Raw genomic sequence first — 7,564 nt, forward strand, 5'->3', positions numbered from 1 at the left:
GCTCTGGGGCACTCCACCCGCACCCGACGGTGCCCCAGAGCGCCCACCCCACCACCCGAGACGGTTCCTCGAACTCCCGCGGACTGCGTCGAGCGACCTACTCGAAAGAAGTAAGGAAGCGTAAATGACCACCGAGGCAACGGAAACTAAACCGGCAATTCTGACGCAGGCCGGTGCTGCGACAGGCCGCCTCGCCGGTGTCAATCACCTGCAACTCATCGTCAGTGACATGGACGCCAGTGTCCGGTTCTACCGCGACATTCTGGGGTTGACCGTTGTTCGCACCACCGCCGACTACCCGGCGCCCGGACGCGGATACCAGATCCTGAAAAACACCTTCCTGGACATGGGGAACGGGAACTTACTATCGCTCATTGTGGTGGGTGGACCCGGTATCAGCGATACACCCACGACCGCAGAGCCCTCGGTCAGTGCCGAATGGTTGTGGCCCGGTGTTCCGGAAAACCAATGGACTCCGCGGAAGTTCGATCATGTGGCCTTCAACGTCGACAGCCACGAAGACATGGTGTGGTTCCAGGACCACCTGCAAGCCTGTGGTGTCAAGACGAGCAAGATCATCGCCCGTGACTACGAGGCCTGGGTGGAGTCCCTCTACTTCTACGACCCGGACGGGATCCCCCTCGAGATTGCAACCTTCGACAAAGACAACCCGAAGTGGGAATCTCACCAACCGACGGACTGGTTCCGCGATCCGAACCCTGTCCCCGCCCTCCGCGTAAACCCCTCGTGACCGCGACAAGGAGCGCAGGCAGCAGTAGCTCGACGCAGTCGGTCGATTTGCTGGTATACGGCGGAGCGGCCGGTGTACGTGATCCGCGGAACGCAGACCTGGCCGCCGCGGAGTCGGCTGCGCGGGCGTTCCTGGACGCGCTCGGGATCGATACCGACACCAGCGGGGTACGAAATACACCCGGCAGGATGGCACGGGCTTACCTTGATCTCTTCACCCCGAACTCCTTCGAGTTGACGACCTTCCCGAACGATGAAGGGTATGACGAGCTGGTGGTGGCCAAATCCATTCCGGTTCGTTCGGTGTGTGAACACCACCTGTTGCCGTTCAGCGGTGTCGCGCATGTGGGATACCTGCCGGGTGAACGCGTCCTCGGCCTGTCGAAACTCGCCCGGATAGTCGAGTTCTTCGCCCGCCGGCCGCAGGTGCAAGAGCGACTCACGAAGCAAGTCGCGGATTGCTTGACAACCAAACTCGGGCCGAAGGGTGTGGGGGTCGTGATCGAAGCCGAGCACAGCTGTATGTCGATGCGCGGTATACGCGCCATCGGCTCTACCACCGTCACCTCAGCGCTGTCGGGATCGTTGCGCGACGATCCGCGATCACGCCAGGAATTCTTCGCCCTGACAGGGGTCTAGAGCCACGACGGATACCTGCGATTCAGTGAAAGCTGAGGAAAGAATCCGTAACCGCGGCTGAATATACGCATGGTCTCAACCATGGCCGGTAAATCGTCAAACAACCAGGTCTTGCCCGTCGCGTCTCACCGAGATCCTCGAAGGTCGGCGCGCCGAGGTGGAACAGCACAACCCAGGGGTACCTATGCTAGTTGAGTCGGATCGAGGCAGTCAGAAACGCGGATTCGGTGGCGTTGACGTCGCTGAACTATTACTGAGAGCGACTATCGGGGCGACCATGGTCGCGCACGGAGTAAAACACGCTCGTTCGCTCGACGGCACGGCGCGTTGGTTCGAATCGATCGGATTCCGCGATCCCAAGTTTCAGGCAGCCACCAGTGCCGGCGTCGAAATCCTCTCGGGAAGCGCCCTCATCGCGGGGAGCATGACCCCGGTGGCAGCGGCAGCGGTGATCGGAACGATGGGTGTGGCGATTCGAACCGTGCACGCCCCCAATGGTTTTTTCATCACGGCCGAGGGATATGAGTACGCAGCGGGCCTTGCCGCCGGATGTGTGGCGCTCGTCAGTCTCCCCGCGGGCAGGCTCAATCTGGATCGTCATCTCCGGCTCGGACGATTCCGCGGTGGCAAAGCGGCGTTGGCCACCTTGATCGCGGGCGCGGCAGCTGCGGCCAGCCACACGTCCGTGTTCTGGAACAGTCCCCGACGTACCCCGCGAGACGCTCAACGGCCAACGCCCGATCTCACAACGGTCGAGCCGGGCGATCAAGCCTGAGCCCGGCGACCCAAACTCTGCGCAAGGAACCCGATGACCCTACTGACCACCAGCGATCAGCTTCCCGCCTATAACCTGACCGCCGTCACCGGCGGCCACCTCTCGACGGTCTTCGCCCAACGGCCCGACAACTACTTCACCACCGTCACCAGCGACGACTACCCCGGAAAGTGGCGCGTGAGAATTCTCCGAGTGCTCGGCGCCCTGCACTCCGACCAGCCGTGCGCCGGCAACTGGAAGAAGGGCGACCCCATTCTCTCCCCGGGCGCACTCCTGAGTGCGAGCGTCTGATGATGAGCGGCCGAGAAATCGCGGCGACTGCCCATGCCCTTGCGAAGACCGCGGGTGTCATCATTGCGCGACGAGTCGTCCCATACGCATCCGAGTCGCTATCAGCGGGAATGACATTCCTGTCAGGGGCACCACGGTCAGGCATCGCCGGAAAAGCAGTGGACCGGAATCGGTTCCTCGAAGATCTTCGCGACGTGCCTTCGATGGGCATCGATGAATTGATGACGCAGTACGCGAAACTCTCACCTGTGAACGCTCCTACTGATGTCACGTTCTGGGAGTTGGTCGACGCACGCAGTGCGTTGCGAAAGTTCATCGTTGCCGCGGCGTGTCGCGAAGATCGATTGATCGAGGTCTGTCAGCGTCTCGTGTCGGTAGAACTGTCGGCACGGTCGGACACCGCGCAACGTCAGCGGTGATGAGCCATCGACGGTGAACGCCGACAGTGCAACAGCGAGTCCCGCGGCACGTCGACTACCGGATCAGACAACAACATAGCGATTTCCGAACGAGCCGACGATGACCGTATATGACTGCCACTCCCCCGAGATCAGGAAGACCGGCCTCTCCCACGCCGGTGACGCGCTCCGATCGGGTCGCCTGGTCGTATTTCCCACCGACACCCTGTACGCGGTCGGTTCTGACGCCTTCAACCGAGAGGCCGTGCACGCGTTGTTGTCTGCGAAACAACGCAGTGGTGACAAGCCCGCCTCCGTCCTGGTCGGTAGCCCGGCATCTCTGGACGACCTGGTGGCGTCCGCGCCGTTGCCGGCGCACCAACTGATCCAAGCATTCTGGCCCGGCGCTCTGTCGTTGGTCCTGCAGGCCGCGCCGCATCTGACCTGCGACCTCGGGCGGACACGGGGAACAATAATGGTCCGGATGCCCCTGCATCCGGTCGCCCTCGAACTGCTCGAGGCAGGCCCGATCGCGCAGTCGAGCGCCAACCAGACGGGACGTCCGCCGGCGACCACTGTCGAGCAGGCTCGCAAACATCTCGGCGCGGCCGTCAGCGTCTATCTCGACGGCGCCATGACCGGCGATCTACCCTCCACCATCGTGGATCTCTCCACCTCGAGACACCCGGCAATCCTCCGTGAGGGAGCCATCTCGAGCGCTGAGATCAGCGACGTCTTGGAACTACCCCTCCTCACGGGACGCGCTACATCGCAACACGATCGCCGCCGCCGCCGTTCTCGTCCATGACTTGCCAGGCACAATGCCGACGCAGCAGACCTCGGCCAACGGCGAGCGGTGGTGATTTCCAGCCCCCATGCTCCCTTCCATCACCTCGAGTTCACTCACTACACGACATGGTCGCAGCGGAGCGTTCTCAGGTCATCGAAGGCGCTGACTTAGCTCACTGGAACGGCACTACATCCTTACCGCGGGCGGCATCAACATAATCCTGCCGAAGGGGATAGAACGCCTCGACGAACACAGCACCTTCCCAGCCGACCATCAGACCGTGTCGAACCTCGCCTGGCACCACGTAGCTGGACAACTCGGTCAGTTGCACCTCACCGGTATCGAGCAACAACGTCGCGGTGCCGTGGAGGAGCAACCCGATCTGTTCCTGCGGATGCGAGTGGACGGGCACAACCGTACCGGGCTCGAAGGTCACATAGGTCAATTGCATATGTGAGCCGAAGACAGCACGTCCATCCATACCTTGCACGGGCTTGAAACCCATCATTTCTTTTACGTCGAACACGTCGGCATGCACTTTTCAACCAACTTCCAGCACGATCTTGCCGAGCATTTCATTACCGGACATCAATCGATATGCCTGCTCCGCCTCGTTCCAGGGCAGGACTCGCGCGATGACCGGGCGGAGCGATTCGTGGATATCGCGGTGGGCGGCATCCAGGCGAAATGCTGCAATATCTCGCCGCAGCGCGTGCACGATCTCGGCCCTTTCCTCGGTAGTCCTGGTGCGGAACGTCACGCCGACCAACTCGAGCCGTTTGAACGCGAGCGCCTCCATATCGAGAAGCCCCTCGGCTCCCCCCAGGCGCCCGACCCCTACGATCCGGCCCTTCACCGCCGCGGCCTGGATGTTCATCGAAAGGTAGCTTCCACCCACATGATCGAGAACGATGTCGATACCGCTGCTTTCGGTGATCTCCAATGCACGCGCGGCGAAGTCGGTCGAACTGGTGTTGATCACTTCGTGGACGCCAAGGGCGCCAAGTAGCGCGCTGCCTCGATCCGAACGGGTGGTACCGACAATGAGTCCGGCTCCGAAGTAGCGCGCCAGCTGGACTGCCTGCATGCCCACACCAGATGTCGCCGCGTGGATCGCAACCGATTCGCCGTCGGTCATTCGCGCGGTGGTCACCAACGCATTGTGGGCTGTCATGAAGCCAAGTACCGCCGCAGCTCCTTCGATGAAACTCCAGTTCGTCGGAATCGGGATGAGCATCGAGGCATCCACGACGATCTCTTGCGCCAGACCGCCGGCCACCATCGCCATCACGCGGTCGCCTCGCGCGTAGTCGGTTACACCGGGACCGACTTCGACGATCTCGCCTGCCGCGTCGAGCCCCACCACCTGCGCCTGCGGTACACCACCGATGGAGGTATGCGTTCCGGCGAGCTGGGCCAGGTCGGCGCGGTTCACGGAAGCCGCACGCACTGCGACGCGTACCTGCTTGTCTCCCAGCTCGGCGGGGGCCACATCGACCAGTGCGAGTCCAGGACTACTCGATCGACGACCGATTACCATTGCCTTCATTATTCACCACTTTTGTATAGTCGAATTCGAAATCGGTGATGGTCTACACTTGTACTACGAATAAATCTATTCGAGGAATACTTCCGGGACCGCTGCTATCGAATTCGATACCTTGGATAACCCACAGGTTTGCGTGATCGAAAAATATCCGGAATAGTCGTGAATCCTTCCCGAGGCCCGGACCGCGCCGTTGCAGAGCATATGACCCTGCGCTGATTCATCCAGGCTCGTGGTCAGGGACTATTCAGGCATTCCACGAGCAGTAAGCCGGATCCATCGAGCCCCGACGTGGCAACAAGGCCGTAGGTTCCGCCTGTGTCCTCCAGCGCGCTGAGCATGGTTGTCAAACACCGGATGCCTTCGATTTCGGCCAGATGACCCAAGGCCAATGCCCCGCCCCGCGGATTGAGCATGTACGTGTTGAGACCGAACTCCTCGAGCCAGATCAGCGGTGTCACCGCCACCTCTTCCGGAACTTCGAATTGATCGATCCGGTTGAGTGGCACCCCCATGGACCGAAGATACGAGCGGACCGACTCGAGGTGTGAGACGGATACACCCGTGAGTGGCGTGTCGAACAGCGTCTCGGCTCCTACCAGGCGCCCGCGCGGGTGGAGTCCCAGTTCGTCGGCGCGGCTGGCGCCGGTGAGCACCAGTGCGCCAGCGCCTCTCGCGGAATGAGCTCTGGGAAGGGATAGCTGACAATCCTGACCCGCTCCGCCATTCGAAACCGGCAAAGCGGCTGGTGTGGGGGCAAGACGATGGGCGCCGGCCGGCTCGCACACCTGCCTGAGCTCATCGCTCGCGATGAACTCGGTCATCTCGTGATCGAGGTGGAGTTCGAGGGGGATGATCTCGCGTCGAAAATCGCCGGACAGGGCGCATTCGCGGGCACGCCGATACGACGCCGACACGTATTCGCTTTGGTTCTGTTGCGTGATGCCTCGCAGGTCCGCTTCCAGCGGCGTCGGGCGATCAGTTGACGCCCCCGTCTCGTGACGACAATCCCCGTTGGTCGCTCCCACGACCAACACGATCCGTCGCGGCTCGGCCGTGATCGCATCGCGGGCCAATTTCATTGCGGCGGTTGTTGACATCGACTCGTGCCGATCGATATGGGGGAAGACCTTTCGCCACGATTCGGCATGGCGACGCGCCGCCGCCCCATCGCCCACCGTCACGACGGTGGTGATCTCGTCCTCATCGATCTTGGCTCGTTGCAGTAGGCCGTTGACAGTGATGTCCAACAGCTTGTCCGCCGCAAGCTCACAGTGGATTCTGCCGTACAACTGCCGCTGGGTGAGCGGTGATCGCACTGCCTCCACGATTACGACTTCGTTGGTCATCGGATTTACCTCGAACTCCACACTCTGATATTCAACGGTGTACTGAAGGTCCGCCGCATGGCTGAACCAGTTCCGACGTCGAGTTTGCGGTCAGTGCCTCCTCGACAGTCCTACGGAAATTCCCCACCGATTTGCGGATGAAGGAAAGGACCCCACCATGGACGATCAACTGTGCGCCCAGTGCAACCTCGTCGGCAATGAGATGGGGGTTCGGCTGGAACACACCGTATGCGATTCCGCGTTCTGCACAGACTGCGCGCACCCGTTCCTGTGCCTCGAGCACAAGGCGGTGTCGCGAATCTCCTGGCACGCCATACAGTTGGGCAAGGTCCCCGTGCCCAACCAATGCCAGCCCGACGCCGGGGAGAAGAAGCTCATCCAACGCCTCGACCGCTTCGGGGGTTTCGATAATCAATGCGATCAGCAGATTCTCGTTGGCCCAGCGCATGGCGTCTGTCGCGCTGGTGACCTCCTGATAGTTGACGCCGGCTCCGCCGACCAAGGCGACGCCGCGTCGACCGCCTGGGTGATAGAACGCCAGGTCGATGAGGTGCTCGACCTCGGACGGATGCCGCACATGCGGAATCAGCAAGGACTGGCATCCTCCATCCAGCAGACGGGTGATCCAGGCATAGTCTATTTGGGGTGGCCTGACCAACGGAGTGATTCCCGCCGCGTGGGCGTGCGCGACCAAGTCGAAGACCGTCTCGGTGTTGTGGAGATTGTGTTCTTGGTCGATGAATACGGCGTCCGCGCCCGCAGCAGCCATTGCGTACACCACGCCTGGGTCGCGCGCTTCATTTAGACTGCAGCCCAGTGCGATTCGACCATCTCGTAAGATGGCTAATAGCTGGTTGCGTCTCAAGATCATGGTGACAGTTCTCCTCGCTCTCGGACGGCGAGCAGCAGTCGCCGATCAACGCACGGATAAACACAATTCCCGCTGGTGGCTGGTACGGGGGCGACGTTCCGGTGGTGGGGTGGGCGCTCTGGGGCACCGTCGGGTGCGGGTGGAGTGCCCCAGAG

10 protein-coding genes and 1 pseudogene are annotated in these 7,564 nt (G+C 61.7%); 7 read left to right on the top strand and 4 right to left on the bottom strand.

Translation table 11 applies throughout. From position 1 onward, the window contains the following. The first annotated feature begins 124 nt into the window (after nt 1-124). The 6 genes and pseudogenes from ACFTZB_RS40415 to ACFTZB_RS40440 all read left to right on the top strand — a co-directional run bounded on the left by ACFTZB_RS40415 (nt 125) and on the right by ACFTZB_RS40440 (nt 3,661). Complete coding sequence (locus ACFTZB_RS40415) at nt 125-751, top strand: VOC family protein (protein ID WP_378440768.1); 627 nt, start codon at nt 125-127, stop codon at nt 749-751. 47 nt (nt 752-798) lie between these two features. After that, nucleotides 799-1,389 (top strand): GTP cyclohydrolase I FolE, encoded by a 591-nt coding sequence (gene folE, locus ACFTZB_RS40420; RefSeq protein ID WP_378440780.1) that lies wholly within the window; start codon nt 799-801, stop codon nt 1,387-1,389. A 184-nt stretch (nt 1,390-1,573) separates the two neighbouring features. Beyond that, a complete protein-coding gene (locus tag ACFTZB_RS40425; RefSeq protein ID WP_378440782.1) occupies nt 1,574-2,164 on the top strand; it encodes a DoxX family protein in 591 nt (196 codons plus the stop codon). Between the two features lie 33 nt (nt 2,165-2,197). After that, a pseudogene (locus tag ACFTZB_RS40430) lies at nt 2,198-2,344 on the top strand (alkyl hydroperoxide reductase); the annotation flags it as partial. 113 nt (nt 2,345-2,457) lie between these two features. Further along, nucleotides 2,458-2,874: a hypothetical protein gene (locus ACFTZB_RS40435; protein WP_378440770.1), complete on the top strand. Its 417-nt coding sequence runs from the start codon at nt 2,458-2,460 to the stop codon at nt 2,872-2,874. A 100-nt stretch (nt 2,875-2,974) separates the two neighbouring features. Then, nucleotides 2,975-3,661 (top strand): L-threonylcarbamoyladenylate synthase, encoded by a 687-nt coding sequence (locus ACFTZB_RS40440; protein ID WP_378440772.1) that lies wholly within the window; start codon nt 2,975-2,977, stop codon nt 3,659-3,661. Between the two features lie 154 nt (nt 3,662-3,815). Here ACFTZB_RS40440 and ACFTZB_RS40445 read toward each other — a convergent pair whose 3' ends face one another. The 4 genes from ACFTZB_RS40445 to ACFTZB_RS40460 all read right to left on the bottom strand — a co-directional run bounded on the left by ACFTZB_RS40445 (nt 3,816) and on the right by ACFTZB_RS40460 (nt 7,319). Then, nucleotides 3,816-4,181, bottom strand: coding sequence for a cupin domain-containing protein (locus ACFTZB_RS40445; protein ID WP_378440774.1), 366 nt, complete (start codon nt 4,179-4,181; stop codon nt 3,816-3,818). Between the two features lie 3 nt (nt 4,182-4,184). Further along, nucleotides 4,185-5,192 carry a zinc-binding dehydrogenase gene (locus tag ACFTZB_RS40450; RefSeq protein ID WP_378440776.1) on the bottom strand — a complete coding sequence of 336 codons (1,008 nt, stop codon included), beginning with the start codon at nt 5,190-5,192 and terminating at the stop codon, nt 4,185-4,187. A 233-nt stretch (nt 5,193-5,425) separates the two neighbouring features. Then, nucleotides 5,426-6,538 (bottom strand): acetyl-CoA acetyltransferase, encoded by a 1,113-nt coding sequence (locus ACFTZB_RS40455; RefSeq protein WP_378440778.1) that lies wholly within the window; start codon nt 6,536-6,538, stop codon nt 5,426-5,428. 31 nt (nt 6,539-6,569) lie between these two features. Beyond that, a complete protein-coding gene (locus ACFTZB_RS40460; RefSeq protein ID WP_378440785.1) occupies nt 6,570-7,319 on the bottom strand; it encodes an HpcH/HpaI aldolase/citrate lyase family protein in 750 nt (249 codons plus the stop codon). A gap of 58 nt (nt 7,320-7,377) precedes the next feature. Between ACFTZB_RS40460 and ACFTZB_RS40465 the strand changes: the two genes are divergently transcribed. Beyond that, a partial coding sequence (locus ACFTZB_RS40465; RefSeq protein ID WP_378440787.1) for a hypothetical protein occupies nt 7,378-7,564 on the top strand: 187 nt, incomplete at its 3' end.

The organism is Rhodococcus sp. NPDC057014, from assembly GCF_042673295.1.
GTDB lineage: Bacteria > Actinomycetota > Actinomycetes > Mycobacteriales > Mycobacteriaceae > Rhodococcus_F.

What these genes read in the sequence shown, in the direction of transcription:
- ACFTZB_RS40415 (WP_378440768.1), top strand. Translation starts at nt 125, where the DNA reads ATGACCACCGAGGCAACGGAAACTAAACCGGCAATTCTGACGCAGGCC.
- ACFTZB_RS40425 (WP_378440782.1), top strand. Translation starts at nt 1,574, where the DNA reads ATGCTAGTTGAGTCGGATCGAGGCAGTCAGAAACGCGGATTCGGTGGC.
- ACFTZB_RS40435 (WP_378440770.1), top strand. Translation starts at nt 2,458, where the DNA reads ATGAGCGGCCGAGAAATCGCGGCGACTGCCCATGCCCTTGCGAAGACC.
- ACFTZB_RS40440 (WP_378440772.1), top strand. Translation starts at nt 2,975, where the DNA reads ATGACCGTATATGACTGCCACTCCCCCGAGATCAGGAAGACCGGCCTC.
- ACFTZB_RS40450 (WP_378440776.1), bottom strand. Translation starts at nt 5,192, where the DNA reads ATGAAGGCAATGGTAATCGGTCGTCGATCGAGTAGTCCTGGACTCGCA.
- ACFTZB_RS40455 (WP_378440778.1), bottom strand. Translation starts at nt 6,538, where the DNA reads ATGACCAACGAAGTCGTAATCGTGGAGGCAGTGCGATCACCGCTCACC.